The following is a 26,067-nucleotide window of genomic DNA, read 5'->3' as shown; positions in this document are numbered from 1 at the left end:
GGCGTGCCCGTCTGCTGAACCTTCATGGGTCGACAAGAAAGGCAACCACTGTGCGTAAGCATGTTCTGAGCGCCCTGGCCGGAGTCGCCGCCCTCGCGGGGGTGATGATCATCGCTGCGCCGGCCAACGCCGAATCCGACCCGCCAGGCTGCCCGAAGGGGTACTTCTGTGCCTACTCCGAGCCGGACCAGGGCGGAACACTGCTGATGAAGACGGCCGGTGACTGGTCGGGCGAGATCCACAGCGTCGGTTCCGTGTTCAACAACGGCTACGTGTTCCCCGGCGCTGATCACATCGACCTGAGCTACGGCTACACGACCTCGGTCCGCCATATCTGCCTGCACTACAACCCCGGCCCGGGACAGTACAAGGCCAACATCATCTACGCCACGATCGGGACGGTGAAGTGGCGGGGGGAGTGCTGAGCGATCTCGGCACCACCGTCAGATCCTCGCGATCGGTCCTCAGGCCGCGACCGCGGCTCGCCGGGAACCGGCCGCCCGGCTGACGCGTCGCCAGGTCCTGCCCCGGCGACGGCCCGGCCGGCGTCCACCGCCCTCGCGATGTCGGCGCGGGCCCGGGCGTCGGCCTCCGTCGTCCACGCCGACACCGGCCTGCGCGGTCGGTGTCGGCGGGACCGTCCGTCCAGAGAACGTCCTGAACTCAGCCGCGTTCACCCGAATGGCTTGCTCACCTGTGCGAGTGGGTGCCCGGGGCGCAGGGTGGTCCCATGTGGTCCCGTCGGATCGTTCTGGGTGCCGGGGTCGTGGCGCTGGCTCTGCTCGTGCTGCGGGACGCCCCGTCCCGGCCCGCCCGGCCCGAGCCCGTCACCGTCGGTCCCGTGGTCCCGCGACCCCCGATCGTCAGCCGGAAGGCGTGGCGGGCGGACGAGGGGATGGTCAGGGAGCGAGCGAGCTACACGGGTGCGGTGAGCGCGGTCTTCCTTCACCACACCGGTCATCTGAACGGCTACGACTGCGCCGAAGCTCCACGCATGCTGCGTGAGATGCAGAGGGACCACGTCGAGAGCGACGGCTGGGACGACATCGGCTACAACTTCGTGGTGGACCGCTGTGGAACCATCTACGAAGGCCGGGCCGGCGGCGTCGGACGTCCCGTACAAGGGGCGCACACCAAGGGCTTCAACGGCGACAGCATCGGTATCGCGGCGCTCGGCACCTTCGGACCCGGTACGACGGTCCCGCCGGCGCTCGAGGCGGGGATCGTCAAGGTCGCCGCCTGGAAGCTCCGGTCGGGGGCCGACCCCCGCGGCACGGTCCGGCTCGTCTCGACGAACGACGAAAGCACCTACGAGAAGGGCGAGGTGGCCCGACTCCACGTCATCTCCGGCCATCGCGACGCCTTCCGCACCGACTGTCCCGGCGACGTGCTGTACGAGCGGTTGCCGGCGATCAGGGAGGCTGTGGCCCGGCTGCGGAAGAGCTCGGAGCCGGTCCGGTAGACCGTTCGAACACGCCGCGGTCCGGCTGCCGGACGCCTGCCTTGCACCCCTTGCACCGCATCCGGCGGGGCCTGCCGGCGGGCCGACCGGTGGAAGCGCTGAGTCCTTGAGTCTGTGCACACCCGCCGCGGCGGCAGCCCCGGTTGCCGTTCCTATCGAATTTCGATAGATTTCCATCGTCATTCGACCGGTGCTCGCGCTGTGTGCAGCCGGCCTGCGCCCTCGCCGCGCTGCCGGCCGGCGTCCACCCGCACCAGTGCGAAGCGATGACGGACCTTCACGAGGAGCAGACCATGACGACAGTCGACCACCCGTACCGCCTCCCGGCCACGGACGGGGCCGACGTACTGGTGGTCGGGGCCGGGTTGGCCGGGCTGAACACCGCCACGCTCCTCGCCCGTCAGGGTCACGACGTGCTCCTGGTGGAACGGCGAGCCGGTCTGGCCGGGGCAATCCGCACCACGGGAATCTTCGTGCGGAAGACGCTCGACGACTTTCCCCTGCCTCCCGATTGCCTCGGGCCGCCGATCCGACGCGTGGTGCTCTACCCCCGAACCTCCGCCGCCCCGTCGACCTGGTCAGTCCCCGTGACGAGTACCGGGTGGGCGACATGGCGCCGCTCTACGAAGCGTCGGCGGCCTCCGCCGCCGCCGCCGGCGTACGGATAGCGCTGAGCACTCGTTACGCCGGCCGGCACGGTGACACCTTCCACCTGGCCGGTCGCGACGGGCCGACGACCGTCCGCGCGCGGTTCGTCGTCGGCGCCGACGGCGCGCGCTCGAGAGTCGCCCGCGACCTCGGCCTCGACCGCAACAACCACCTGCTGGTCGGCGCGGAGGAGGTCTTCGAACTGCCCGGGAGCGACGAGCCACCGACCTTCCACTGCGTGCTCGACCCCTCGCTCGCCCCCGGCTACCTGGCCTGGGTCGTCAACGACGGGCAGCATGCCCATGTGGGCGTCGCAGGCTATGCCGACCGCTATCCGGAGGGTCTCCGCCGGGCGGTGGAGCGCTTCAGCGCATCAGCGCCCGGGCTGGCCGGAGTCGACCGTCCGGAGGCGGTGGAGCGACGCGGGGGCCTGATTCCCGTCGGCGGCCTGCTGCGTCGGATCAGCTGCCCCGACGGGCTTCTCGTGGGGGACGCGGCAGGCGCGGTCTCTCCCCTCACCGCCGGCGGCCTGGACCCCTGCCTTCGGCAGTCCGAGCAGGCGGCCGAGGTCCTCGACGACGCGCTGCGGGCCGGGAGGCCGGACGCGATGAGCAATTACGACGGAGCCGCTCTGCGCCCCCACTTCCGTGGACGGCTCATGCTGCGCAGGGGACTTGCCCAGGTGCGGACGCCGACTGCCGCAGCGGCGGCGTTCACACTGCTGCGCACACCGTTCGGCCGGGCCGCGGCCGGCCGGGTCCTCTTCGGCGACAGGTCCTTCCCCGACCCGGCACGCGGGTGACCATGAGGGCCCCGACCGACGCCTGATCCGCGCAAGTCCGGGGCGGGAGCCGCGAATGCCCGGGCCGGCCGGTGTCGGCCGGCCCGGACATCACGATCAGGCCATGAGATCGCGTCGGACGCCGGGGATCACGTCAGATATCGGAGGCTGTGTCAGGCGATGTCGAACCGGTCGAGGTTCATCACCTTGTCCCACGCCGCGACGAAGTCGGTCACGAACTTCTCCTTCGCGTCGTCGCTCGCGTACACCTCGGCGAGAGCGCGCAGCTCGGAGTTCGAACCGAAGACGAGGTCGGCACGGCTGCCGGTCCACTTCACCTCGCCCGTGGCGGCGTCGCGGCCCTCGAACGTGGTCTGGTCCTCGGACGTCGCCTTCCACGTCGTGCCCAGGTCGAGCAGGTTGACGAAGAAGTCGTTGGTCAGCGACCCGGGCGTCGCGGTGAGGGCGCCGAGCTGCGACTGCTGGTGGTTCGCGCCCAGCACGCGCAGGCCACCCACGAGGACGGTCATCTCGGGAGCGCTGAGGCTGAGCAGGTTCGCCTTGTCGAGCAGCAGGTACTCGGCCGGCAGGCGGTTGCCCTTACCCAGGTAGTTGCGGAACCCGTCGGCGGTCGGCTCGAGCGCGGCGAACGACTCCGCGTCGGTCTGCTCCTGCGAGGCGTCCACCCGGCCCGGAGTGAAGGGCACCTGGACCTGAAGGCCTGCCTCCTTGGCGGCCCGCTCGACGGCCGCGACGCCGCCGAGCACGATGAGGTCGGCAAGGGAGACCTTCTTGGCACCGGAGTTGAACTCCTGCTGGATCCCCTCGAGCGAGCGCAGCACCGTGGCGAGCTGGTCGGGGTCGTTGACCTCCCACGTGCGCTGCGGCTCGAGGCGGATGCGGGCGCCGTTGGCGCCGCCGCGCTTGTCGCTGGCACGGAACGTCGAGGCCGACGCCCACGCGGTGGACACCAGTTGCGAGACGGACAGCCCGGAGTCGAGGAGCTTGGCCTTGAGGGCCGCGATGTCCTCGGCGCCGATGACCTCGCCCTCGGCCTCCGGCAGCGGGTCCTGCCACAGCAGGGTCTCCTCCGGGACCTCCGGGCCGAGGTACAGCGACTTCGGGCCCATGTCACGGTGGGTCAGCTTGAACCAGGCGCGGGCGAAGGCGTCGGCGAACTGGCCGGGGTTCTGCAGGAAGCGACGCGAGATCTGCTCGTAGACCGGGTCGAACCGCAGCGCGAGGTCGGTCGTCAGCATCTGCGGGGCATGGGTCTTCGACGCGTCGTGCGCGTCGGGGACCGTGCCTTCCCCGGCACCGTTCTTCGGCCGCCACTGGTGCGCGCCGGCGGGGCTCTTCGTCAGCTCCCACTCGTAGCCGAAGAGGATCTCGAAGAAGCTGTTGTCCCAGGTGGTCGGAGTGTTCGTCCACGTCACCTCGAGACCGCTGGTGATCGTGTCGCCGCCCTTACCGGTGCCGTAGGCGTTCTTCCAGCCGAGGCCCTGCTCCTCCAGCGAGGCGGCTTCGGGGTCGTCGCCGACGTTGTCCGCCGGGCCCGCGCCGTGGGTCTTGCCGAAGGTGTGACCGCCCGCGATCAGGGCGACCGTCTCCTCGTCGTTCATCGCCATCCGGCGGAACGTCTCGCGGATGTCACGGGCCGCGGCGAGCGGGTCCGGGTTGCCGTTGGGGCCCTCCGGGTTGACGTAGATGAGGCCCATCTGGACCGCGCCGAGGGGGTTCTCCAGCTCACGGTCGCCGGTGTAGCGCCGGTCGTCGAGCCAGGTGGTCTCGGGACCCCAGTACACGTCCTCCTCGGGCTCCCAGACGTCCTCCCGGCCGCCGGCGAAGCCGAAGGTCTCGAAGCCCATCTGCTCCAGCGCGACGTTGCCCGTGAGGATCATGAGGTCGGCCCAGGAGATGGACCGGCCGTACTTCTTCTTGACCGGCCACAGCAGTCGGCGGGCCTTGTCGAGGTTGGCGTTGTCCGGCCAGCTGTTGAGGGGGCGAAGCGCTGCTGGCCGGCGCCGGCACCGCCGCGGCCGTCGCTGATCCGGTAGGTGCCCGCGCTGTGCCAGGCCATACGGACCATCAGCGGGCCGTAGTTGCCGAAGTCGGCGGGCCACCAGTCCTGCGAGGTGGTCAGCACCTCGGCGATGTCCCGCTTCACGGCCGCGAGGTCGAGGGACGTGAACGCCGCCGCGTAGTCGAACTCCTCGCCGAGCGGGTTGGCCACGGCCGGGTTCTTGGCGAGGATCTTCAGGTTGAGACGCTCCGACCACCACTGGCGGTTCCCGCCGCCTTGAGTCGGGTGCGGGGCGCGCCCGTGCGCTACCGGGCAGCCGCCGCCTCGGCCCTCCGTCTTCGGGTCTGTGACGATTGCATCCGGGTTCTCGGACATGGGAATCCTTTCGGGCGGAGCGGGATCGTGATGCTCAGGAAGTGCCGGCGGCGGAAGGTCGGGGCACATGCGTCCCCGGGTCGGGGGCCGGACTGCCGGCATGGCGAGGTCTGCGCGGCACGACGGGAAGGGCCCGGTCGGCCGCGGCCGGTCAGCCGCGGCCCGGCAGCACCGTGCGGCTGCTCGGCGGTCCCGTCATGTCTCAGTCTCCTGCCGTAACTGGAGGTGCCGACTCCCTTGGCTGATGCCGGAACCGATCCTACGATGGACGCTGTCCAGGTCAAGAAGTTAGCGCGTTTCATATCCCATCGGGTTCCGGACACCTGCCGGTAAACTTCGGGTATTCCGCCAAGCCTGAATAGGTGAACCGATATGAGTGACCTGCTGGAACGGCTGCGAGGACGCGGCTGGCGGGTGACCTCCCAGCGGCGTGTCGTCGCGGAGGTCCTCGACGGCGACCACGTGCATCTCACTGCGGACGAGGTCCACGCCCGTGCGGCACAGCGACTGCCCGAGATCTCGCGGGCGACCGTGTACAACACGCTGGGCGAACTGGTCTCCCTCGGTGAGGTCCTGGAGGTCTCCACCGACGGGCGCGCCAAGCGCTACGATCCCAACGCGCACCGCCCGCACCAGCACTTGGTCTGCTCCCGCTGCGGCACCATCCGCGATGTCCACCCCAGCGGCGATCCGCTGGCGGACCTCCCGGCGGCGGAGCGGTTCGGCTTCACGGTGTCCGAGGTCGAGGTCACCTACCGGGGCGTGTGCCCCTCCTGCACCTGACCTACGGCCTTCAACGGGCGGACCCCTGGGCCGTTTCCCCATGAACAGCCTGCGCGCGCCACCGTGTGGGGCGGTGGCGCGCGTGGGCGCCGTGTGCGGTCCGGCCTGGAAGTGCCCCGGGGGTGCGGGAGTTCCGCCCGCCCGGTCGATGTGCGGTCGGCCGACCGTCGTCAGCCGTCAGCCGTCAGCCGTCAGCCGTCAGCCGTCAGCCGTCAGCCGTCAGCCGTCGGCCGGGGGCGACGATCGGGCTGCCGCTCCACCATGACCTCCAGCGGCGCCCGGAAGGACAACAGGCCCAGCATCGGCGGGCGTGCCCCTTCCGGCGCGAGCCGGAGCTCCGGCAGACGGCGTGCCACCGCCCGTAGGGCGATCGCCGCCTCCGTGCGTGCCAGGGACGCGCCCGGACAGCGGTGGCGCCCCGCGCCGAACGCCAGGTGGTGACGGACGTTCGCCCGCTGCGGGCACATCCGTTCCGGCTCCGCGAACACGGCCGGGTCGGAGCCGCTGCCCATCAGCATGAGCAACAGCTGTGCGCCCGCCGGGAGTTGCGTGCCCGCCAGTTCCACCGGTCGAGCGGTGACCCGGCGCCAGGTGGTCACCGGCGGCTCACGCCGCAGCACCTCTTCCACCCAGGCCTCGGCCAGTCCGGCTTCCGGCACCAGCCGCGGCCAGAGCCCCGGTTCGCCGAGGGCCCGGCGCAGCACGGTCGCGATCAGCTGGCCGGTGGTGGACTGCCCGGCGATGAAGATGAAGAAGCAGGCGCTGACCGCGGTCGCCGTGTCCAGCGGTTCCCCTCCGGGCAGGAGGTGGCGGGACAGCGCTCCGATGAAGGACTCCGGCAGAAAGTCCCGCGACGACGTGGCACTGCGTACGGTGTCGGTCAGCCAGCGGTGGAACTCGCCGACCATCTCGGCCAGTTCCAGCTGCCGTTCCGCCGAGGGCCTGCCCCAGAACAGCTCCAGCGACGCGTCGCTCCAGCGGATCAGCGTGTCCGGCGTGACACCCCGGACGCCGAGCAGTTCCATGAGCACCCGGCACGGCAGGACCTGGGCGTAGGAGGCGAACAGGTCCTCGTGACCGTCGGCGTCGATCCCGGCCTGCGCCGCGTCCAGCAACTCCTCGGCGCAACGCTCGATCACGGGGACGGCGGCCGCGACCCGTCGGGCGTCGAAGAACCGGTTGACCAGCCGGCGCAGCCCGGCGTGGCTGCTGGTGCCGTTGTTGGCCAGTGCGGGTGGCAGGGTGAAACCAGCCTTCGCGAGCGTCCGCAGCGCGGCGACCGGCAGTGGGGCGACCGCGTGCTGGGCGTTGTCGGGCAGGAAGACCGCCGCGTCGGAAAGCACCCGCCGCACGTCCTGGTGGCGGCTGACCAGCCACAGTCCCGTCGCCTCGTCGTGGTGCACGGGCGCCTCGGCGCGCAGCAGGTCGAGCCACGGGTAGGGGTCGCGTACGAAGCCCGCACCGAACAGGTCGAGCCGGTCGCCCGGCACGGAAGCGTCCTGGATCCGGGCCGACGGCGGTGCGGCCCCGCGACCAGGCACACCGTCCGCCCCGGGGTCCGCCGTCGCGGTTCCCGAGGTCACTGCGTCCCTGTCCGGAAAAGTCACGCGCGGACGCTAACACGCACCGTGACCGTCCTCGCCGGCCTGTGCGCCGGATCACTCACCCGGTCGTACGGTCCGCCCGCCCCTGCCGCCGCCACTCCGCGCCCGGACCCGCCGTCAATGCGGCCCGGTCGCTCGAAGAGGCACCGGCCCTATGATCGACCCGGCCCTGGGGGCCGGGAGGGGCAGGGCACGGTGGACGAGGACGGTTCGTTGCGTGAAGTCGTCTGGGGGCGGGATCTGCCTCTGCGCTTCGCGCTCGTCAGCGAGGAGTGGGACGGGGAGCAGACGGTGTGGGCGCGATGCGTCGACGTCGAGGGGCTGTTCAGGACCCGGCGGAGTACCGGGAGCGCCTGACCCTCCTCGGCTGCGCCCCCACCGGCCGGCTTCTCAAGGCCGCCGAGCGGTGCGCGAGGAACGCGCCTGTTCCCTTCGGTGAACTGCACTTCACGGTGCACGACGTGGACGCCGAGCATCCGTAACCGGTGGCACCAGTGCTGGAACGCGCTGCGCGGCTGCCGGTGCGGCGGCGAGGCGCCTCCCGCGCCCTTCACGCTCGTCCGGCACGCCGCGGACGTGGCCCGGCAGGCCCTCGCGGACGTCAGCGTGGACACGGGAAGGCGACGTGGGCTACTTCGACGCGGTGGTGCCGTTCCTGGAGCGGATGGGCGTCACCGTGGTGCTGCGCTAGGCCGTTCACCGTCCGAGGTCGGTGTCCGCCTGCAGCAGGAGGAGCGCGATGTCGTCCGTGTTCCGGCGGGCGGGGCGGACCTCTTCCAGCAGACTGTCGATGACCAGGTCCAGGTCCCGGCCGGCCGCGTGGTCGAGACAGCGGCCGAGTCGTGCGACGGAGTCGTCGAGGTCGACGCCCGGCGCCTCCACCAGGCCGTCGGTGTAGAGGGCCAGCATCAGACCCGGGGCGAGAGACATCTCGGTGACGGGATAGGTGGCGTCGGGATCGACGCCCAGGAGCGGGCCGGGGGAGACGTCGAGGGGGACGGTGTGCCGGTCCGGCAGGCGCAGGAGCGGCGGGGGGTGTCCTGCGGTGGCGACGCACAGGCGTCCCCGGGCGAAGTCGAGGTGGGCGTAGAGACAGCTGGTGAACAGGCCGGGGTCGAGGTCGGTGAGGAGCCGGTTGGTCCGCGAGAGCACCTGGTCGGGAGGGGTGCCGAGGGTGGCGTGGGCACGGACACCGGTACGGACCTGCCCCATCAGCGCGGCGGCGGCGACGTTGTGTCCCTGGACGTCGCCGATCACGGCCGCCGCCGCGGTGTCGCCGAGGCGGAGCAGGTCGTAGAAGTCGCCGCCGATGTCCATGCCGCGGGTCGCGGGCAGATAGCGGGCCGCGACCCGCAGGCCGTCGACCGGGGGAAGGGTGTGCGGCAGCAGAGACTGCTGGAGGCCGTGCGCGAGCTGCTGCTTGGTGTCGTACAGGCGAGCACGGTCGAGGGCCTGTGCGACGAGGCCGGCGAGAGAGGTGAGGACTGCGCGTTCCTCGGCCGTGAAGGCGTGCGGACGGTCGTAGGACAGGATGCAGCAGCCGACGGGCCGGCCGGAGATGATCAGCGGCAGGAAGGCCCAGGCCTGCTTGCCGCTGACCATCGGGGCCTCGGGATAGATCCGACGCATCTCCTCCGGGTCGGTGAAGAACGAGGGGATGCCGGTGGCGAGGGTCTGGCCGGCGGGCGTGAAGGAGGTGTCCAGCGGCAGGCCGTCGAGACGATCGATGACGTAGGGCGGATAGCCGCGATGCCCGGTGATCCGCAGCCGCCCGGCGTCGGCCGCGGACAGGACCAGGCCCTGGGCGCCGAAGGCCGGCATGATCTGGTCGGCGATGAGGTCGACGACGTCCTGGACGCCCACGACCTCGGTCAGGGCGGCGGCCAGATGCGCGAGCTGGTACAGCTGGCCGGCACGGGCCGGGGAGGTGGTGTTCAGGGACCGCCGGGGAGCCGGAGAGGGCGGTGGCTGCGCATCGGCGGGAACGATGCGCACGCTGATGCCGCTGGCGTCGGGGTAGAGGTGGAAGTCCAGCCACCGATCCGGTGGGCGGCACGCGGTGAAGGCGACGGGCTCGCGGCTGATCACCGCGGCACGGTAGCGGTCCTCGTACGTCGGGTCGTCGAGCCAGGGCAGCGACTGCCACGGCAGGGTACCCAGCAGCTGGCCGGCGTCGCGGCCCAGCAACTCTGCGCCCCCGGAGCTCAGGTAGGTGACGCGCCCTTCCAGGTCCAGCGAGCAGGAACCGCCGGGCAGCCGCTCGGTGAAGTCGACGGCGGCCAGCGCCGGTGTCGCGACCGGCCGGCCGGCGGCGACGGACAGGATGCGGGGCCCGCCGACGTGGACCGGGCTCCCGGATGCGGTGGCCTCCTCGAGCAGCCGGGCCAGATTCCGGCACGCCGACGTGATGTGGCCCTGTTCCCGCCGGGTCATTCGCGGGGGTGGGTGGCGGGCCACATGAGCAGGATCGAGCCCCACCGCCGGACGCCGGTGACCGGTGCGGCGGCCAGGGCGAGCGGGTAGGGGAGCGCGACCGCCGTGCGGGGATAGGAGCGGGCCATCTCCTCCTGGCTGCCGACCCAGATCAAGCGGTCCTCGCGGACCGCGTCCGCCACCGGCGCCGGAGCGGCCACCGGTACTCTCGTCCACGGGGCGGCGAACTCGGCCGGCGCACCGCACAACACCTCGAGATGCAGCACCTCTTGGTCCGGTACGAGCAGATAGAGCGCACCGATCGCGGCACCAGTGCGCCGCACCGTCTCCGCGAGCGCCGCATCCACCGCGCCGACGTCGACGGCCGGGTCACCCGTGCTCGTCACGAGGCACCTCCAGCGTCGCCTATACGGGACGTTACGCCGACCGGGAGGGGGCGGCACATTCACCTGCGCACGGGCAGGGGCCGTGTTCCGCCGAGCGGCGGCGCGGCCGGGTACGCACCGGCGCGGGTGCACGGTGATCGCGCGGTCGGCGCCCCGCGTACGTACCTGGTGCGTGACAGCCGCAACCGGGAGGAAAGCAGGCGCGTCTCCGACCGCATACCGGCCGCGGCCGCGGTCCGGTACGCGGAACACAGGGGGGACCTGCGGTGAACGGAACCAGAGGCCGGACAAGACGGGGATCCTGGACGATCGCCTCGCTCGTACTGGCGTCCGTGGCGGTGGGGTGCCAGGACACGGACGGCGGCGGTAAGGGCCCGGGTGCCAAGTCGCCCGACCGGGGGCGATCGTCGCAGTCGCCCGGCGGCGGTGCCGGCCACGACGACGGGAAGGAGTCGGCCGAGCCCTCACCCCGCGCCTCGGACAGGCCGGCCGGTGGGCTGACGTGCGACCAGCTCCGCAACGCGGAACTGCAGAACTCCGAGCTGCGGTTGCCGGACGCCCCGCCGGGGTCCATCTCGTTCACCGACGGGCGGTGGGAGGGCGACGGCATCGTCATCGAACTCCAGCCGCAGTGCGACATCGGCGACATGACCGGTGACGCGGCACCGGACGCCGTGGCGCCCGTCAAGGTGACGACGGAGGGTACGGGCAGGTTCTACGCCCTGGTCACCTGGCGCAACGACGCAGGCACGCCGGTCCCCGCCGCCGCGGCCTCGCTAGGGGACAGGACCCCGGTGGAGTCCGTCGAGATCTCCACGGCGCCCCCGAAGCAGGCCACCGTCGTCCACCTCACCCGAGGTGACGCCGACCCGGCCGCTGTGGTGACGATCAGGCGGACCGCCGTCTACCGGGTGGCGGGTCCCGTCATGGCCGAGCTCCATCACAGCGACGCCCCGTACACCCCCTGAGCCCCACCGTGCAGGCCGCCGCGGGCTGCCCCGGGGACGGGGCCGGTCCGGCCCGCACCGACGGGGTTCAGCCAGGGATCCGTACGGCGAGCAGCGCGACGTCGTCCTCGTTCTGCGGCGGTCGGGACCGCTCGAGCAGATGGTCGGTGAACGGCTCCAGCGGTCGGTGGGCCAAGGACGCGGCGTTCCGGCGCAGCCGTTCCAGGCCCTCGTCCAGGGAATGGCCCGAGGCCTCGATCAGGCCGTCGGTGTAGAGCACGAGGGTCGAGCCCGGCGGCAGTGGCACCGTCGCGTCGATGCGGCCCTTCGGGGCCTCACGGGCCGCGACGCCCAGGAGGATGCCGTGGCCGTCGGTGAGGAAGTCGGCCACGCCGTCGTGCGTGACCAGCAGGGGCGGCGGGTGACCGGCGTTGGTCCACGTCATCTCGCACCGACCGTCGTCGGCCACCGTCATCCGGGCGTAGACCAGGGTTGCCATGGAGGCTTCGGCGATGTGCAGGGACGCGTCGTCGAGCCATTCGACGATCTTGCTCGGCGGTTCGTGCTGCGCCCAGGCGTAGGCGCGGAGCATGTTGCGCAGCTGCGCCATACCGGCGGCGGCGTCCAGGTCGTGGCCGACGACGTCACCGATGGCGAGAGCCGTGGTGCCGTCACTCAGCGCGAAGGCGTCGTACCAGTCGCCGCCGACCTGGGAGGCGTTGGGCGCGGGCAGGTAGCGGGCCGTCATCTCCAGCCCCGGCACGCTCGGCAGCTGAGGCAGCAGATGACGCTGCATGGTCTCGGCGACCTTGCGCTGCCGCTGGTAGAGGCGGGCGTTCGCCAGCGCCAGGCCGGCCCGGCGTGCGATGTCCTCGAGCAGCGCGATGTCCGCCGCCGTGAAGCGCTCCGGGCGCTCCGAGCGGCCAAGAGTGATGGCGCCCAGGATCTCCCGTACGCCGCGGATGGGGGCGATGGCCGCAGAGTGCATGCCGGTCATGTCGAACAGACGGCGCTGTTCCACCGCGATCCCCGAGTCCGGCGGCCCCTGGTAGGTCTCCGGCCCGGCCAGTGTGGACGCCACGCCGCGCAGGGCCCGGGACAGGGGCATCGGGGAACCCTCCGGTACCGGCGGCATCGGTCCCTCGAGTACTTCCCTGTGCACCAGCGCCCCGTTCTCCGCGTGCACCACGGCGCGGCGCCACACCTCGTCGCGTTCGGTGATCAGGTCGATGACGGCCCAGTCCGCGAGGCGGGGCAGCACCAGGTTCACGAGTCTTCGCAGCGCCTCGTCGACGTCCAGCGTGGAGGTGAGCGTCGTGGTCGTCTCGGCCAGCAGGGCGAGCCGCTCGAGCTCCGAGAGCGATGCGGTGGGCCGGTCCGGGAGTGCGGCGGGCAGACCCGGGGTGTCACGGGGGTGGAAGATCACCAGGGTGGCGGTGGTCCGGTCGTCGATGTCGCAGGGCGTGACCAGCCACGACACCGGCAGCAGCGAGCCGTCGCCACGTTCGATCCACTCGTCCGTCCCCTGGGCCGTGGCTCCGGCGAAGATGGCCTGCCGCACCGGGCACTGTGCCCGCGCGATGGGCTCGCCGTGGCGGTTGCGGTGCAGCATGTCGTGCGCGTCCTGACCGAGGAGTGCCGCCGCGGCCCGGCCGAGGAAGTGCTCGGCCCGGGCATTGACGCCGATGATGCACCCCTCGTCGTCCGTCAGATAGGCGCCCGTGCGCAGGGCGGCCAATGCCCCGGTCATCGCCGCTATGGCGTTGTCCGGAGATCCGTCGCCGACCGTTGCCACCCGCTCTGGGTCCGTCATGTGGTTGCCTCCCCTGGCCGAAGGGCCGTCCTGCCGTCCGCCGTCCGTCCCTGCCGTCTCTCCACATGCCCCGTCGGGCGGATGTGACGCCCGCGGGTCAGCCGGGCCGCAGGGCCTTGCGCCGGATTGGACGGGTTCGCCCTGCCAAGATGGACGCCCGGACTCTCCGACGGGAGAAGACCGCTGGTCCACCGTATGCGACGCGGCGGGCTGCCGAGTCGGCCACGGGGCGGCCCCGGGCCGCCGCGGGGGCCGGGCCTCGAGCCGTCAGCGGTTCTCCGCGGTCGGCCTTCCTCGCCTGCGGGCGCGTCAGCCGCCGGACCTGATCGGACGCGGCGACTTCCGCCGGCAGCGGGATTCGACGTGGACGAAGTCCCGCGGACCTGCCGCCGACGTGTACCCCGCGCCCTCGGGCACGGCGGAAGGACGCCGGCCGGCGGCGTCCGCACCGGGACGGCGACGGACGGCCCGTTCGAAGTGCGCCGACCGCACGGGGCCGGGCGTACCCGTCGGGCGGGCCGGTCCGCGGCACCGCCGTGGCGAGGGGTTGAGCACGGGAGCATGCTGGAGGAGAGCCGGCGCCGGCTCCGCTGGGCGGTCGTACGGCGAAGGGCGAGTGAAGGTCCCCATGGACGAAGACATGAGCGGCCGGCCGGGCCCCGGCGGGGACGGCCCCGCCGGCCTGCCGTGGTGGATCCTCGAGCAGCTGCCCGTCCCCGTGGTGTTCTTCGACCGGCGGGCCCGGCTCGTGTCCGCCAATCAGGCCACCCTGGAGTCGGTGACCATAACCCTGGAGCAGCTCGTCGGTCTGAAGCCGGGCGAAGTGGAACCGGGTGTCGTGATCGAGGGCGCGGAGGGCCTGGAAGCCGCGGTCGAAGAGGTGATCGCCACCGGCAAGGGCCGCAGCTACGAAACCCTCCTCCGCCCCGACCTCGGCCGTGAAGGCGTGTGGACGGCGGTCATCTCCCCGGTCAAGGACGGCTCCGGACACGTGCACGGCTGCTGCGTGGTGACCCTCGACACCACCGACCAGTACCGCGCCCGGGCACGCATGACCGTCCTCAACGAGGCCAGCATGCGCATCGGGAGCACACTGGACGTGGGCCGTACCGCCGAGGAACTGGCCGAGATGGCCACGGGGAGCTTCGCCGACTTCGTCACCGTGGACCTGCTCGCCCCCGTACTCGCGGGCGACGAACCCGGCACCCCGGAGCCGGGAACGACCATCGTGTTCCACCGGGCCGCTCAGCACTCGGTCCTGGAGGGCTGCCCCGAGTCCGTGCTGCCCGTCGGCGCGCGGCACACCTTCGTGCGGGAGTCGGCGATGGGGCGCGTGCTCGTGCGGGGAGAGGCCGCGCGCTTCGCCGTCGAGGAGGAGGAACTGTGGCGGTGGGAGGTGGACGACCCCGACCGTGTGCGCAGCATCCGCGAACACGGCATCCACTCGTTGGTGGTCGCTCCGCTCACCGCGCGACGCATCACCCTGGGGCTCGCCGTGTTCTCCCGCCACCGTACGCCCGAACCCTTCGACGACGACGACCTGCTGCTCGCCGAGGAACTTGCCGCGCGGGCCGCCGTGGCCGTCGACAACGCCCGCCGCTACACCCGTGAACACGCCACCGCCCTCGCGCTGCAGCGCAGCCTGCTGCCCCGGCGGACGGCCCGGCAGCAGGCCGTCGAGGTCGCCTCCCGCTATGTGCCCAACACGGCGGGCGCCGGGATCGGCGGCGACTGGTTCGACGTCATCGCCCTGTCGGGCGCCCGGGTCGCCCTGGTCGTCGGCGACGTCGTCGGGCACGGCGTCCAGGCATCGGCGACCATGGGCCGGCTGCGTACCGCCGTGCGCACGCTTGCCGACGTGGACCTCGCACCCGACGAACTTCTCACCCAGCTCGACGACATCGTGCTGAAACTGGACCGGGAGGAGTCGGTGGACCCCGCGGGCAGCTCCGCCGTCTCCGGCGCGACCTGTCTGTACGCCGTGTACGACCCCGTCTCCGGGCGGTGCACCATGGCCCGAGCAGGTCACCCGGAACCTGTGCTCGTCCGCCCCGACGGCAGCTCCGCCCACATCCCGCTGCCCGGCGGCCCGCCGCTGGGGGTGGGCGGACTGCCGTTCGAAGCAGCGGAATTCGACCTGCCGGAGCACAGCATCCTCGCCATGTACACCGACGGCCTGATCGAGTCTCCCGGACGGGACATCGACGCCGCGCTCGCCGTGCTGCGCGAGACGCTCACCCGTCCCGCCGGATCGCTGGAGGACACCTGCGACGCCGTGATGGCGGCCCTGCTGCCCGAGCGGCCCGGCGACGACATCGCGCTCCTTCTCGCGCGCGTGGGCCGCCTCGGCGCGGATCACCACGTCTCGTGGGACCTGCCCCCGGACCCGTCCGTCGTCTCGCGGGCGCGCAAGCACGTCGCCGCCCAGCTGGAGCAATGGGGCCTGGACGAGGCCGTGTTCACCACGGAAGTGGTCGTCAGCGAGCTGGTCACCAACGCCATCCGCTACGGCGGCGCCCCCATCCGGCTGCGCCTCATCCGTGGCACCGCCCTCATCTGCGAGGTGTCCGACGGCAGCAGCACCGCCCCCCATCTGCGCCGCGCCCGGACCTTCGACGAGGGCGGCCGGGGACTGCTGCTCGTCGCGAGTCTCACCGAATGCTGGGGCACCCGGTACGGCCCCACGGGCAAGACCATCTGGGCGGAGCAGGCCCTGCCGGGCGCATGACACCCCGTCACAGCTGAGCAGGCCACGACTCCCGCCCGACGTCGATGTCGGATTCCTGCCGGACAGCGGCGCTGGGGCGGTGTTCGACTGTCCCCATGATCACCACCCGGCCCGACCAGGCCCGTCACTTCCGCTCCCTGCACACCTCGTCGCGACCCCTGGCACTGGCCAACGCATGGGACGTCGCGAGCGCCCGCGTCATCGAGGCCGCGGGCGCCCCCGCGATCGCCACCACCAGCGCCGGCGTCGCCTGGTCGCTGGGCTCGCCGGACGGTGACGCCCTCACCCGCGAGCGCGCACTCGAACTGATCTCCCGGATCGTCACCGCGGTCGGGGTCCCGGTCACGGCCGACATCGAGGGCGGCTACGGGCAGACCGCCGACGATGTCGCGGAGACCGTCACCGGCGTGCTCGCGGCGGGTGCCGTCGGCGTCAACATCGAGGACGGCACCCGGCCCCCGGGCCGACTCGCGGCACGGCTGGCCGCCGCCCGGCAGGCTGCCGATCGGGCCGGCGCGGACCTCTTCCTCAACGCCCGCATCGACACCTACCTCTTCGGCCTCGGCGACCCGGGCACCCGGCTCGCGGAAACCCTGGACCGGGCACGCAGGTACGTCGACGCCGGCGCGGACGGCATCTTCGTCCCCCAAGTCACCGACACCACCACGATCGCGGCGCTGGCCCGGGACATCTCCGTACCGCTGAACGTCATGGCCGGCCCGGGCGCACCGAAGGTCGCCGAACTCGGCGACCTCGGCGTTGCCCGCGTCAGCCTCGGCCCGGGCGTGGCGCAGACCGCGTACGCCGCCGCTCGCCGCGCCGCGCGCGAAATCCTCGACACCGGCGGCTACGACTCCCTCGCCGACGGCATCGCCTTCCCCGAACTGGACGGGCTGCTCGCCGGGCCCCGCTGAACGGCCCGCCGGGGCGCGACCGGGCGAGGACCTGGCCGCGCCGGCAGCCGTCCTCGCAGGTAAATCGGTACGCAACACGGTCTCCCGCGCGTGACAATCACGGTTCACGAACGGGAGGACCCCATGAGCCAGGCGTACGCGACCCTCCAGGAGCTGCTGCCGCCCGACGAGTTGGCGGCTGCACTCGAGGCCGGCCACGTCACCCGCAAGCGCCACCCCGAACTGCCGCTCTCCCTCTACACGTACACGAGGACGTGTCAGTACGAGCGCGTGTGGAACCGGGTCACCGTGCGCTGCCGCGGCCTGGTCGCCGACGACGCCACCGGCGAGATCGTCGCCCTTCCGCTGCCGAAGTTCTTCAACGTCGGCGAGCACGAGGCGGGTCAGCCGTACGCGCCCGCCCTCCCGGACGAGCCGTTCGAGGTCTACGACAAGGTCGACGGCAGCCTCGCGGTGGTCTTCCACTACGCCGGCCGGTGGCGGGTGGCGTCCAAGGGCTCCTTCATCAGCGCACAGGCGGTGTGGGCGCAGCGCCTGCTGGACGGGAGTGACACCTCCGCGCTGATACCCGGAGTCACCTACCTCGCCGAGATCCTCTACCCGCAGAACCGGATAGTCGTCGACTACGGCGACCGCCGGGACCTGGTGCTCCTCGCCGCGTTCGCCAAGGACGGCACGGAAGTCGCTCTGACAGAGGCCGCGGCCGGGTGGCAGGGCATCGGCTCCGTCGTCACCGTCTGGCCCGCCATGCCGCTGGCCGAACTGCTCGCCCTGGCCGAGGCCAACCAGCTCCCCGGCGGCCGGACGGCCACGGGCACCGACGCGGAGGGCTTCGTGCTGCGCTTCGCCTCCGGCGTCCGGGCGAAGGCCAAACTGTCCGAGTACGTACGGCTCCACAAAGTGCTCACCGGCGTCACCGAGCGGGACATCTGGCGCAGCCACGGCGTCCAGCGCTTCGCCGGCCTGCCCGCCAAGCAGGTGGCGCAGACGCTGGGTTGCTCCGTGGCGGACCTCGCGGCGTCCGACGGCAAGCCGCTCGACTCGCTGTTGGAGCAGGTGCCCGACGAGTTCGACGCGTGGGTGCGCGAGGTGATCGCCCGGATCGACAAGGACGTGACCGACCGCGAGCGCGCGATCGACGAGGCGTACCGGTCCCTGGCCCCGCTCGCCACCGACCGGGGCGCGTTCGCCCGTGCCGCGAAGTCGCTGCCGGACACCGCCGTCCGCTCCGCCCTGTTCCTGCGTCTGGACGGGCGCCCGACCGAACTCCTGACCTACCGATCCGTCCGGCCTGCGACGGCCGACCCGTTCCAGACCGACGAGGAGAACTGACCGTGCCCGTGGTACACGTGATGACGGGGCTCCCGGCCTCGGGGAAGACCACCGCGGCGCGCATGCTGCAGGCGGAGTCGGAGGGCCGTATCAGGCGGGTGAATCTGGACGATCTGCGGCTCATGCTCGACATCCCGGCGCCCGGAACCGGCCGTTCGCACGCGCACGAGCAGACGGTGCTGGCGATCCAGGACGCGGCGGTGCGGTCGGCCGTCGACGGCGGGTTCGACGTCGTCGTGGACAACACACACCTGACACCTCACATCCCGAAGCGCCTGAAAGCCGCGGTGGCCGGTCAGGCCGAGTTCAAAGTCCACGACTTCACCGGCGTACCGGTCGACGAATGCATACGGCGTGACGCCGAACGGGACCGGCGGGTCGGTGAGGAGATCATCCGGATTCTCGCCGACAAGCACGCCAAGGCCCGAAGGGGCGGATGGCGCCTCACCGAGGACTGGCTGAACGACGAGATCCCGGTCGAGCCGTATGTCGCCGACCCGGCGCTGCCCGCGGCGGTGATGTGCGACATCGACGGCACCCTCGCCATCAGGGGCGCCCGCAGCCCTTACGACTTCACCCGCTGCGAGGAGGACCTGCTCAACGTGTCCGTGCGCGGCGCGCTGTTGTCGTTCCGGCGCGCGGACGGCGACGTGATCGTCCTGCTCTCGGGCCGTGGTGAGGAACACCGGGAGCGGACGGAGGCGTGGCTGCGCCGCCACGAGGTCCCCTACGACGAACTGTGGATGCGGGCGGCCGGCGACGGCCGGCGTGACGACGTCGTGAAGGCGGAGCTTTTCGACCGTCATGTCCGTCAACGCTTCGCGGTACGCGTCTCCCTCGACGACCGCGACCGTGTCGTCGCCGTCTGGCGCCGCATGGGCCTGCCCACGTGGCAGGTCAACTACGGCAACTTCTAGGCACCGGACCGCTGCGGCCCCTTCCACCCAGGGGCGGCGGCGCGGTGCCGGGCCGGACGGTGCCGTGGCTGCGACCACCGCCCGGCCCGGGTCCATACGCGCCTGCCGACAGGGGCCCGGTGCCCGTGCCGGCGGGCGCCGTCCACGGCCGCGTCAGCCCTCGGGCCGCAGTAGGCCACGCTCGTACGCCTTGGCCAGCCGCTGAGGTACGAGGTGTGACGCGCCGTCCACCGTGATCGGCACCAGTTGCGGCGTACTCGCCTTCCACTGCGCCCGACGGTGACGGGTGTTGCTGCGGGACATCTTCCGCTTAGGGACAGCCATGAGGACTCCAGGTCGGTGAAGGAACCAGGCCAGGCTACATGAAAATGATTACCGTTGGCGCCTGGGGGCTGTGGCCGGTGCTGCGCGGGCGACGATCCGGACCGATCGGTATCCGTACGACAGGAATCGGCGTAGCCGGTGGAAACGGACCTGATGCGATCTCCGTGTAACGCTTCGTCCATGCACGGCGCAGTTCCCGGCAGGGGCGCAAAAAAGCGACCTTCATGCGGTCAAGGCCGGGATTTCACCGCTGTGGTATTTCCCTCTGTGTGTCGACCGCGTTTCCGTGCCGACGAGGCTGTCTACGCGCCAGATTGGGAATCCAGTGAGCAATACCGAACCCCTGCCGGACCACTGGCAGTACGACCCCACCCAGGGCGGCGGTCACCGTCCTGTTCGCAGCGGGGACGGCTCCGGCACACGTCGGGCGGCCCTGATCACCCACACGATCGCCGACATCGCCGCGGCGTTCCTCGGGCTGTGGGTCCTGCTCCACCTGCTCGAGGCCAACAGGTCGAACATTTTCGTCGAATTCGTGCACGGTACGGCGGACCTGCTGGCGTGGTGGTCACAGGATATTTTCACGATGGACACGGAAGGCCTCCGCGTTCTCCTCAATTACGGACTGCCCGCAGTGATTTATCTGCTCGTCGGACACGGTGTCGCGTCACGGTTGCGACGTCTCTGAAAGAATTCACGAGCCGTTCGGGTCTGTGAAGAAGCGGCAGTTGCGCGGCGGAGGATGTGACAGCACGTCCGCACCCCCCGGGGCCGTTCGCTCGGCCGGGAGCGGCGTGCCGTTGGACGCCGCCCCGGCCGCGCCGTCCGCCGAGCCGGCCCGCGCAGCTCTCTTCACGAGCCGCAGCGCCCGTGGACGGCCGGGCTGTGCGGGTCGCGTGTGCGGGACGTGACAGCATCGGGTGCATGGTGGAACGGATCATCGCCGCGTGTGACGGGGCGTCGAAGGGTAATCCCGGGCCGGCGGCCTGGGCATGGGTCGTTGCCGGTACGGACGGCCGGGTGGCCTCCTGGGAGGCGGGCCCGCTGGGGAGGGCCACGAACAACGTGGCAGAGCTGACCGCACTGCGCGAACTGCTCCAGGCGACCGACCCGGTCGTTCCCCTCGAGGTGCGGATGGACTCGCAGTACGCGATGAAGGCCGTCACGACCTGGCTGCCCGGCTGGCGACGCAAGGGATGGAAGACGGCCGCCGGCACGCCGGTGGCCAACCGGGACCTGGTGGTCGCGATAGATACGCTGCTGACCGGCCGGGACGTCACCTTCGTGTACACCCCGGCCCATCAGGTCGACGGGGACGCGCTGAACGCGGCCGCCGACGCCGCCGCGAGTCACTCGGCCCGCTCGCAGCAGCCGGCCGGCTCCGCCGCGGGCTCCGTCCTGCCACCGCCAGAGCCGGTGTCACGGCCCGCGACGGCCGGACGCAACCGGCGGCCCGCGGAACGGCGCCCCCCGGCCGCGGGCTCCGCCCGGGGTTCGGTCGCGGCGAAGTTCCCCGGCCGGTGCCGATGCGGCCGGCCCTATGCCAAGGGCGAGACGATCGCGAAGAACACCGACGGCTGGGGCCACCCATCCTGCGCCACGGACGGCGGCTGAATCCCGCACAACGGCAGGCGCCGCACGGCGCGCGGGGCCGTGACCGGTCGTACCCGGCCGGGACGACGTTCCCCTCCACCCGCCGAGGCCCACGGCCGAGGATCCCCGGCCGGGCGTTCACCGACGTGGGCGACCGGCGGCTCAGTAAGTGACGTGGATGCGGCGCGCCGGGCCGTCCACCCGGATCCGTCCTCCGACGGGGACGACGAGTTGCGGATCGGTGTGGCCGAGGTCGACGTCGAACACCGCCATGGTGTCGGGGGCGTACCGGTCGAGAGCCCGTAGAACGGCCTCGCGCTGCTCCCGGCGGTAGCGCGCCCGGTCCTGCGGTTCGAGCGGGTTCTCGAACGACCAGCTCTTCGCCCTGCCCATCAGCAGCGCGGGGAACTGCCGCAGCAGCCCGCGTTCGCCCATGCTCCTGAGGATCCAGAAGACGTCCCGGGCGTGCGGCATCTCCTCCGAGGTCTCCAGAAAGAGCACGTCGCCCGCGTAGGAGTCGACCGGTTGCCCGACCCGGCCGGCCATCAGCAGCCAGGACAGGATCTCCACGTTGCCGCCCCAGCCGACTCCCTCGACCACCCGGTCGCCGTTGTGCCAGAACCAGCCTTCGGCGGGCTCCGTCTCCGGTTCGGTCTCGAACGTGCGCGGGTCGTCCCAGGGCCGGTTCACATCGCCGTACGTACTCGAGGGAGTGAGCTCGTACTCGCCGGACGTGAACAGCGCCGCCCGGAACGAGTCAGCCGTCAGCGGGTGCATCGCGCCGGGCCGTCCGAGCTCGACCATCACCGAACAGCCGTGGTAACCGACCATGCCCAGGTCCCGCAGGAACAGCAGCAGGTTGGTGTTGTCGCTGTAGCCGAAGAATGGCTTCGGGTTGGCGCGGAGAAGGTCTTCATCAAGGTGAGGCAGGACGGTGATCTGGTCGTCGCCGCCGATGCTCGCGATGACCGCCTTGATGTCGGGGTCCGCGAAGGCCGCGTGGATGTCGGCGGCTCGCTCCTCGGGCGTCGCGCCCGTCTTCCGGGTCGTCGGGTATTCCACCGCCTTCAGCCCGAAGTCCTCCCGGAGCCTGCGCAACCCCAACTCGTAGGGCAGGGGAAGGTGTCCGGGCAGACCGGAGGAAGGGGACAGCACCGCGACCGGATCTCCGGGGCGGGGCTTGGCGGGATGCACGGGAACCGTCATCCCGTGATCGTAGGACCGGAGAGACCCGCCGCCGAAACGAGTGTCCGGAGCTGCCGCGCACACTCGCCGCGACGACCGGTCGCGCGTCGGGCACCGGATCGTGGGCCCCGGGGCCCATGGTGGTGATGTCATCGCCGTCGCGTCGCCGAGCGCGCCGCCGCGGGAGGCCGGAAGGTGGCCGCAGACAGCGATCCGAAGGAGGAAGCCACCATGACCGGGCATGTGACCGTCGGTCTGGACAACTCGCCCGAGAGTCTCGCGGCGGCGCACTGGGCGGCCCGGGAGGCCGTGCTGCGCGGTGCGGACCTGCTTCTGGTGCACGTGGAGGAGTGGCCGCTGCCGGTGGCCGTGGCCATGCCGACCGTCACTCGTGACGACCACCGGGACTGGGCGGACAGGCTGCTGGAAGGCGCGATGGACGAACTGCGGCTCGCCCACCCGGGGCTTCGGATCTCCGGGCGCCGGATGTCGGGACGGCCCGCGGGCGCACTCGCCGTCGAGGCCGCCGACGCGGAAGTGCTGGTGCTCGGATCGCGAGGGCTGGGGACCGTGATGGGCGCTCTCATGGGCTCCGTCGGTCTGGCGACCGTCGCCGCCACGACGGCACCGGTCGTCGTCGTACGCGCCGACGGCAGCGCACACGGGCACGGCACGGACAAGGAGGTCGTGGTCGGCGTGGACCTCCACCGCCCCGCCGGCTCCGTTCTCACCTTCGCCTTCGAGGAGGCGGCCCGGCGCGGATGCACCCTGCGCGCCGTGCACGGCTGGAAGCTGCCCCTGGTGTTCGCCCACTCCGACGAGGCCCGGGCCGAGGCCGGGCGCGAGGCGGCGACCGCCCTCGGCGCGGCACTGCGGCCCTGGCGGCAGGAGAACCCGGCGGTGGCGGTGAGGGAACGGCCCGTGATGGGCGCCGGTGCGCAAGTGCTGGTCGACGAGGCCGCCGACGCGGGCCTCGTGGTGGTCGGCCGGCACATCCGCCGCGCGCCCCTGGTCCCGCACATCGGGCATGTCGCGCACGCCGCGATGCACCACTGCAGGGCGCCGGTCGCGGTGGTCGCGCACGAGTGACAGCGACGGGGACCTGTCGTGGCGTCGGGGCGGTCAGGCCCGGTCGTCGGAGAGCTGCTCGGGGAGTTGGACCAGCAGGAGCCGGGCGTCCACCCGCACGTTGCACTCGCTTATGGTCCGGCAGACCTCCAGGGTGAGGCCGTTCCTCGTCAGGAGGCGCAGGCTCACCGTTACTTCGCCCAGCCCCCGACGTGGGCCGTCCTGTTGCTCGAGCTGCCGGTAGAGAGAGTTCGGCCAGCGGTCCGGGTCGGTGTCCTGCCAGAGCCGGGGGCCGTCGGTACTGAAGCGGCAGTGCTGGCCGCCGTGCGGTTCCTGGAGCAGCGAGTGACTGACCGGCACGGTGCTGAACAGGGGCCCGAGCCTGGCCCGCAGATCGTCGTTCTCGACCAGGCGTTGCTGCTGCCAGTGCCGGTTGCCGGGGACCGTCATCCGCAGCGCGGCGAGCACGTACGGGTGCCCGCCGGGCGCCATGACGGGGTACTCGTCCTGCCACTGGGGCCAGGGCGCCGGCAGGTGTGCGGCCGGCAGCGCGCCGGGCCGGTGCGTGCTGCCCGGCAGGGGCACCACATGGTCGTTGTCCACGGCGGGATTATCACCCGAGTGCGGGGTCCGCGTCGTCGCGATGTCCATTTCCGGGCAACCTCGTTCGGACGCGCGTCCCACGACCGTGCACACGACCGGACCCGACGCGGACCAGTGGCGGGGCTGGTCCGGTCGTGCCGTGCGGCGAGGCCGGAGCCAGACGGCACCGCCGGCCGTCGCTGCGCAGTTGTACTGCTCACTCGGGTGCGAGGATGAGGAGTGGTGCAGGGGCGCGAGCGCCCGAGCGACGCGACACCGGGAGACGCCGTGCACGACGACCACCGGACTGCCGAACGTCCTGAGCGGGCGTTCCCCACCCCCAACAGCCTTACCGGGGTCGGGGTCGTCGTCCTGGACGAGGGCGGACGGCGGGTGCTGCTCGGGCTCGGCCACGACGGGCGATGGGAGCTGCCCGGTGGGAAGGTGGACCCCGGCGAGGGGTTCGAGCAGGCCGCAGCGCGGGAGTTGGCGGAGGAGACGGGACTGCGGGTGGAACCGTCGGCGGTGCGCATCGGGGCGGTACTGGTGGACGGAGAGCGGGGGCTCATGCGGGTGACGGGCGCCGCCATGGTCGCGCGGGCGGCCGGCACCCCGCAGGTGCGGGAACCGGACAAGATCGTGCGATGGGAGTGGTTCCCGGCGGAGGCGGTGCCGGAGCCGCTTTTCGCGCCGTCCGCCGCGGTGCTGCGGAGCTGGCGCATGGGGCCGACGGCCGCCGACGACCGGTTCCGCCGCTATCCCGTCCACCGGGAGCATGGAGACGGCGGCTCGAAGGGTTTGCGGTAGGCGGATCCCGAGTTCGCTGGCCCAGCCCGCTCGAGGTGGGCGGCGCCCGTCCGGTGACGTTCAGCGAGTGGCTTCGCCACGGTTCCTGGGACTTGTTGCCGCCGGGCCGGGGCCGCCGTTGACCCCCGGGTCCGTGACTGTCCCATGATCATCGTCGGACCGGCTCGACCCGGTGGGCGGGACGGTTGACAGCGGGGTCGTCCGATCGGTTGAGAGGCAACCCTCCGGCTGCCCTCAGGAAGGCCGGGCCGTGACCGACCCGTCCGGCTCGGCCTGCATACGGACGCCCAGGCCGTGGCTGATCCGGTCCAGGACATCGTGCACGACACGGCAGTCGGACGCGGAGGCGTGCCTCAGCCGCAGCCGCCGGGCCTGCAGTGGAACGATCCTGACCTCGTGGAGAGCGCCGGAGGCGGGATCGACCGAGGCGATGTGGAGCAGACGGAGGTCGTCACGGTAGCGCTCGTAACCGCCGATGCCCTCGTAGTCGTTGATCAGGTCCCCGCAGCCGTAGACGACGAGCCTGCCGCGGTACACCTCCACCGGCCGCGGATGGTGGGACGAGTGCCCGTGCACGATGTCCGCGCCGCCGTCGATCAACGCATGGGCGAAGCGGACCTGACTGCGGGGGACCTGGTAACCCCAGTTGGAGCCCATGTGCACGGAAACGACCGTCATGTCGCCAGGGCGTCTCACCTCGCGCAGCCGCGCCGTCACCTCCGCCGCGACGGCCGGCGACGGGTCGGCCGCGAAGTGGACCCCGCTGCGCCGGGCGGTGGCCGCCCACTCCGGCGGGACACCGCTGGACTCCATGCCGAGCGAGACCACGAGCACCCGTCCACCCTCGGGGAGCGGGAGGCTCACGCATCGCCGGGCGGCCGTCAGGTCCCGTCCCGCACCGACCGTGCGCAGGCCCGCGTCCGCCAGGACCGCGAGTGTCTCCTCCAGCCCGCGGCGGCCGTAGTCCAGGACGTGATTGTTGGCGAGGGCGCAGACATCGGGACGGGCCGCCGTGAGGCAGGGCAGATTCGCCGGGTTCATCCTGTAAAGGACCTCCTTGCCGGCAGCCGCGTCGTCGCTCCGGGTCACAGAGGTCTCGACATTCAGCAGCCGCACGTCGGGCCCGGCATCGTCGAGCACCGGCAGCGCGTCGCCCCAGGGCCAGGCGAACGGCACCGGGCGGGGGACCGTGCCGTTCATCGCCTCCGCCATCTCGACGTAGGCGCGCGCGTCCCGGACGTAGGGCTCGGACAGGGCCGGATCGCCGGGGTGCGGAAGGATCTGGTCCACACCGCGGCCGAGCATCACGTCACCACTGAGGAACAGGGTGACGAGGCCACCGCCCATGGCTCCACGGTAGTC

At 72.0% G+C, this 26,067-nt stretch carries 20 protein-coding genes and 3 pseudogenes; 14 read left to right on the top strand and 9 right to left on the bottom strand.

The window, feature by feature from the left end:
* The first annotated feature begins 50 nt into the window (after positions 1–50).
* Positions 51–425 (top strand): peptidase inhibitor family I36 protein, encoded by a 375-nt coding sequence (locus tag GLX30_RS02590; protein WP_167306782.1) that lies wholly within the window; start codon positions 51–53, stop codon positions 423–425.
* A 305-nt stretch (positions 426–730) separates the two neighbouring features.
* A complete protein-coding gene (locus GLX30_RS02585) occupies positions 731–1,462 on the top strand; it encodes a peptidoglycan recognition protein (RefSeq protein ID WP_159683010.1) in 732 nt (243 codons plus the stop codon).
* Between the two features lie 179 nt (positions 1,463–1,641).
* Here GLX30_RS02585 and GLX30_RS34920 read toward each other — a convergent pair whose 3' ends face one another.
* Positions 1,642–1,872 (bottom strand): hypothetical protein, encoded by a 231-nt coding sequence (locus GLX30_RS34920; RefSeq protein WP_244258539.1) that lies wholly within the window; start codon positions 1,870–1,872, stop codon positions 1,642–1,644.
* Between GLX30_RS34920 and GLX30_RS02580 the strand changes: the two are divergent.
* A pseudogene (locus tag GLX30_RS02580) lies at positions 1,813–2,912 on the top strand (NAD(P)/FAD-dependent oxidoreductase). The gene GLX30_RS34920 and the pseudogene GLX30_RS02580 sit on opposite strands and share 60 nt — an antisense overlap.
* Before the next feature lie 152 nt (positions 2,913–3,064).
* On the opposite strand, the pseudogene katG reads toward GLX30_RS02580, so the two are convergent.
* Positions 3,065–5,289: pseudogene (katG, locus tag GLX30_RS02575) on the bottom strand (catalase/peroxidase HPI).
* Between the two features lie 372 nt (positions 5,290–5,661).
* Between katG and GLX30_RS02570 the strand changes: the two are divergent.
* Positions 5,662–6,072 carry a Fur family transcriptional regulator gene (locus GLX30_RS02570; protein WP_159683007.1) on the top strand — a complete coding sequence of 137 codons (411 nt, stop codon included), beginning with the start codon at positions 5,662–5,664 and terminating at the stop codon, positions 6,070–6,072.
* Positions 6,073–6,284: 212 nt separating this feature from the next.
* Here the strand turns inward: GLX30_RS02570 and GLX30_RS02565 are convergent, their stop codons facing one another.
* Positions 6,285–7,655 (bottom strand): cytochrome P450, encoded by a 1,371-nt coding sequence (locus tag GLX30_RS02565; RefSeq protein WP_244257969.1) that lies wholly within the window; start codon positions 7,653–7,655, stop codon positions 6,285–6,287.
* A 323-nt stretch (positions 7,656–7,978) separates the two neighbouring features.
* On the opposite strand from GLX30_RS02565, the gene GLX30_RS02560 reads away from it, so the two are divergent.
* Positions 7,979–8,158 carry a hypothetical protein gene (locus tag GLX30_RS02560; RefSeq protein WP_159683004.1) on the top strand — a complete coding sequence of 60 codons (180 nt, stop codon included), beginning with the start codon at positions 7,979–7,981 and terminating at the stop codon, positions 8,156–8,158.
* A 214-nt stretch (positions 8,159–8,372) separates the two neighbouring features.
* Here the strand turns inward: GLX30_RS02560 and GLX30_RS02555 are convergent.
* Positions 8,373–10,495, bottom strand: a pseudogene (locus GLX30_RS02555) (SpoIIE family protein phosphatase).
* Positions 10,496–10,761: 266 nt separating this feature from the next.
* Between GLX30_RS02555 and GLX30_RS02550 the strand changes: the two are divergent.
* Positions 10,762–11,463: a hypothetical protein gene (locus GLX30_RS02550; protein WP_159683001.1), complete on the top strand. Its 702-nt coding sequence runs from the start codon at positions 10,762–10,764 to the stop codon at positions 11,461–11,463.
* A gap of 67 nt (positions 11,464–11,530) precedes the next feature.
* On the opposite strand, the gene GLX30_RS02545 is transcribed toward GLX30_RS02550, so the two are convergent.
* Positions 11,531–13,255: a SpoIIE family protein phosphatase gene (locus GLX30_RS02545; protein WP_159682998.1), complete on the bottom strand. Its 1,725-nt coding sequence runs from the start codon at positions 13,253–13,255 to the stop codon at positions 11,531–11,533.
* Positions 13,256–13,883: 628 nt separating this feature from the next.
* Here GLX30_RS02545 and GLX30_RS02540 point away from each other — a divergent pair.
* From GLX30_RS02540 to GLX30_RS02525, 4 genes are all read left to right on the top strand, one after another.
* The gene (locus tag GLX30_RS02540; RefSeq protein ID WP_347879681.1) at positions 13,884–15,983 is read left to right on the top strand and encodes a SpoIIE family protein phosphatase; all 2,100 of its coding nucleotides are present in this window, start codon (positions 13,884–13,886) and stop codon (positions 15,981–15,983) included.
* A 95-nt stretch (positions 15,984–16,078) separates the two neighbouring features.
* Positions 16,079–16,897 (top strand): isocitrate lyase/phosphoenolpyruvate mutase family protein, encoded by an 819-nt coding sequence (locus GLX30_RS02535; RefSeq protein ID WP_159682996.1) that lies wholly within the window; start codon positions 16,079–16,081, stop codon positions 16,895–16,897.
* 123 nt (positions 16,898–17,020) lie between these two features.
* Complete coding sequence (locus GLX30_RS02530; RefSeq protein WP_159682994.1) at positions 17,021–18,229, top strand: RNA ligase; 1,209 nt, start codon at positions 17,021–17,023, stop codon at positions 18,227–18,229.
* 2 nt (positions 18,230–18,231) lie between these two features.
* The gene (locus GLX30_RS02525) at positions 18,232–19,146 is read left to right on the top strand and encodes an AAA family ATPase (protein WP_244257968.1); all 915 of its coding nucleotides are present in this window, start codon (positions 18,232–18,234) and stop codon (positions 19,144–19,146) included.
* A 153-nt stretch (positions 19,147–19,299) separates the two neighbouring features.
* Here the strand turns inward: GLX30_RS02525 and rpmF are convergent, their stop codons facing one another.
* Positions 19,300–19,470 carry a 50S ribosomal protein L32 gene (rpmF, locus tag GLX30_RS02520; RefSeq protein WP_159682992.1) on the bottom strand — a complete coding sequence of 57 codons (171 nt, stop codon included), beginning with the start codon at positions 19,468–19,470 and terminating at the stop codon, positions 19,300–19,302.
* Between the two features lie 325 nt (positions 19,471–19,795).
* On the opposite strand from rpmF, the gene GLX30_RS02515 reads away from it, so the two are divergent.
* Together GLX30_RS02515 and GLX30_RS02510 are read left to right on the top strand one after the other, a co-directional pair.
* Positions 19,796–20,158 (top strand): hypothetical protein, encoded by a 363-nt coding sequence (locus tag GLX30_RS02515; protein ID WP_208545341.1) that lies wholly within the window; start codon positions 19,796–19,798, stop codon positions 20,156–20,158.
* A 236-nt stretch (positions 20,159–20,394) separates the two neighbouring features.
* Positions 20,395–21,084: a ribonuclease H gene (locus GLX30_RS02510; RefSeq protein ID WP_159682989.1), complete on the top strand. Its 690-nt coding sequence runs from the start codon at positions 20,395–20,397 to the stop codon at positions 21,082–21,084.
* Between the two features lie 141 nt (positions 21,085–21,225).
* Here GLX30_RS02510 and GLX30_RS02505 read toward each other — a convergent pair whose 3' ends face one another.
* Entirely contained in the window at positions 21,226–22,269 is a 1,044-nt protein-coding gene (locus GLX30_RS02505) for a S66 peptidase family protein (protein WP_159682987.1), read from the bottom strand.
* 210 nt (positions 22,270–22,479) lie between these two features.
* Between GLX30_RS02505 and GLX30_RS02500 the strand changes: the two genes are divergently transcribed.
* Positions 22,480–23,337 carry a universal stress protein gene (locus tag GLX30_RS02500; protein ID WP_159682985.1) on the top strand — a complete coding sequence of 286 codons (858 nt, stop codon included), beginning with the start codon at positions 22,480–22,482 and terminating at the stop codon, positions 23,335–23,337.
* A gap of 33 nt (positions 23,338–23,370) precedes the next feature.
* On the opposite strand, the gene GLX30_RS02495 is transcribed toward GLX30_RS02500, so the two are convergent.
* Complete coding sequence (locus tag GLX30_RS02495; RefSeq protein WP_244257967.1) at positions 23,371–23,967, bottom strand: hypothetical protein; 597 nt, start codon at positions 23,965–23,967, stop codon at positions 23,371–23,373.
* Positions 23,968–24,186: 219 nt separating this feature from the next.
* On the opposite strand from GLX30_RS02495, the gene GLX30_RS02490 reads away from it, so the two are divergent.
* Entirely contained in the window at positions 24,187–24,705 is a 519-nt protein-coding gene (locus GLX30_RS02490; protein WP_159694812.1) for an NUDIX domain-containing protein, read from the top strand.
* Positions 24,706–24,939: 234 nt separating this feature from the next.
* On the opposite strand, the gene GLX30_RS02485 is transcribed toward GLX30_RS02490, so the two are convergent.
* Positions 24,940–26,052, bottom strand: a complete 1,113-nt coding sequence (locus GLX30_RS02485; protein WP_159682983.1) for a CapA family protein — start codon at positions 26,050–26,052, stop codon at positions 24,940–24,942.
* Positions 26,053–26,067 lie beyond the last annotated feature (15 nt).

The sequence above is a fragment of the Streptomyces sp. Tu 2975 genome, assembly GCF_009832925.1.
Classification (GTDB): domain Bacteria; phylum Actinomycetota; class Actinomycetes; order Streptomycetales; family Streptomycetaceae; genus Streptomyces.
The sequence above is the reverse complement of the archived record's forward strand: the minus strand, read 5'-3'. Positions and strand labels throughout refer to the sequence as shown.

What these genes read in the sequence shown, in the direction of transcription:
- GLX30_RS02585 (WP_159683010.1), top strand. Translation starts at nt 731, where the DNA reads ATGTGGTCCCGTCGGATCGTTCTGGGTGCCGGGGTCGTGGCGCTGGCT.
- GLX30_RS02570 (WP_159683007.1), top strand. Translation starts at nt 5,662, where the DNA reads ATGAGTGACCTGCTGGAACGGCTGCGAGGACGCGGCTGGCGGGTGACC.
- GLX30_RS02560 (WP_159683004.1), top strand. Translation starts at nt 7,979, where the DNA reads ATGCGTCGACGTCGAGGGGCTGTTCAGGACCCGGCGGAGTACCGGGAG.
- GLX30_RS02545 (WP_159682998.1), bottom strand. Translation starts at nt 13,255, where the DNA reads ATGACGGACCCAGAGCGGGTGGCAACGGTCGGCGACGGATCTCCGGAC.
- GLX30_RS02540 (WP_347879681.1), top strand. Translation starts at nt 13,884, where the DNA reads ATGGACGAAGACATGAGCGGCCGGCCGGGCCCCGGCGGGGACGGCCCC.
- GLX30_RS02535 (WP_159682996.1), top strand. Translation starts at nt 16,079, where the DNA reads ATGATCACCACCCGGCCCGACCAGGCCCGTCACTTCCGCTCCCTGCAC.
- GLX30_RS02530 (WP_159682994.1), top strand. Translation starts at nt 17,021, where the DNA reads ATGAGCCAGGCGTACGCGACCCTCCAGGAGCTGCTGCCGCCCGACGAG.
- rpmF (WP_159682992.1), bottom strand. Translation starts at nt 19,470, where the DNA reads ATGGCTGTCCCTAAGCGGAAGATGTCCCGCAGCAACACCCGTCACCGT.
- GLX30_RS02510 (WP_159682989.1), top strand. Translation starts at nt 20,395, where the DNA reads ATGGTGGAACGGATCATCGCCGCGTGTGACGGGGCGTCGAAGGGTAAT.
- GLX30_RS02505 (WP_159682987.1), bottom strand. Translation starts at nt 22,269, where the DNA reads ATGACGGTTCCCGTGCATCCCGCCAAGCCCCGCCCCGGAGATCCGGTC.
- GLX30_RS02500 (WP_159682985.1), top strand. Translation starts at nt 22,480, where the DNA reads ATGACCGGGCATGTGACCGTCGGTCTGGACAACTCGCCCGAGAGTCTC.
- GLX30_RS02495 (WP_244257967.1), bottom strand. Translation starts at nt 23,967, where the DNA reads ATGGACATCGCGACGACGCGGACCCCGCACTCGGGTGATAATCCCGCC.
- GLX30_RS02485 (WP_159682983.1), bottom strand. Translation starts at nt 26,052, where the DNA reads ATGGGCGGTGGCCTCGTCACCCTGTTCCTCAGTGGTGACGTGATGCTC.